This is a genomic window from Myxococcus sp. AM010 (assembly GCF_013372585.1).
Classification (GTDB): domain Bacteria; phylum Myxococcota; class Myxococcia; order Myxococcales; family Myxococcaceae; genus Myxococcus; species Myxococcus vastator.
The window spans coordinates 1-1,060 of sequence record NZ_JABXEO010000213.1 but is presented as its reverse complement, the minus strand read 5'-3'; the positions used below and the strand labels follow the sequence as shown (position 1 = coordinate 1,060).

At 68.1% G+C, this 1,060-nt stretch carries 1 protein-coding gene; it reads right to left on the bottom strand.

Features of this window, described 5'->3' with window-relative positions; all coding sequences use genetic code 11:
* The coding region (locus tag HV826_RS36360; protein ID WP_255217606.1) for a condensation domain-containing protein at nt 1-1,060 on the bottom strand (1,060 nt) is incomplete at both ends.

The following is a 1,060-nucleotide window of genomic DNA, read 5'->3' as shown; positions in this document are numbered from 1 at the left end:
CCGACGACGTCCTCGGTAGCAGGATGCGTGCGCCCGGAGACAGGCACGCCAACGCAGACCTCCTCCTGTCCGGAGTAGCGGTGCAGCAGTCCGGCGAAGGTGGCCTGGAGCGCCATGAAAGGCGTCACCCCGTGCTCGCGGCAGAAGGCGCGCAGCGCCTGGGTGCGGGCTGGTGAGAGTTGCTGCCCCTCGATGGAGCCTCCCTTCCCGGTGAGGACGGAAGGACGTGGCTTGTCGGTGGGAAGCTGAAGCAGCCGCGGCGCGTCGGCGAGCTGACGCACCCAGTATTCGCGCTGCCGGTCTTCACGCTCCTGGAGCCGAGGCGTGCGCTGCCATACGGCCACGTCGGCCCAGCTCAGGTCCACTGGAGCGAGCGCGGGAAGCGAGTCCTGGGTGAAGGCGAGATACGCCTCGGCCAGCTCTCGCAGCAGGACGGACAGCGACGTCCCATCCACCAGCAGGTGGTGGAAGACGAGCAACAAGACATGCCGCTGCGGCGTGAGTTGCCACAGGCGGAACCGGTACAGCGGTCCTTCCGCCATCGCGAAGGGGCGAGCTGCTTCATGTCGCAGATGTGCCGTCAGCGTTGTGGCGGATGCGTCTGGCTCCAGATGCTCCACGGTCAGCACGCGCGGGGCGGCCGGTTGCAACACCGGGACGGGGTGTCCGTCGCGTGAAGCGGGAACCGCCAATCGCAGCACCGTGTGTCGCGAGACCAGCCAGTGGAGCGCGGCTTCCAGGGCCTCGATGTCCAGGGGCCCCGTGAGCTCCAGTGCTTCGGGCATGTGGTAGGCGCTGGAGTCGGGCTGCAACTGGTGCAGGAACCACATGCGCTCCTGCGAGTACGACAGCAGCGCGCGCTCATCCTCGCGACGAGGCGTTGGCGCTGGCAGTGACGTCTCGGTAGCGCCCTGGATTCCCTCCAGCTCACGAGCCAGTGCGGCGACGGAGGGAGAGGAGAAGAGGGAGGCGAGAGGAAGCTCGACGCCGAAGGAGGAGCGGATGCGAGCGGCGAGGCGGGTGGCGCTGAGGGAGTGTCCGCCGAGAGAGAAGAAGTCGT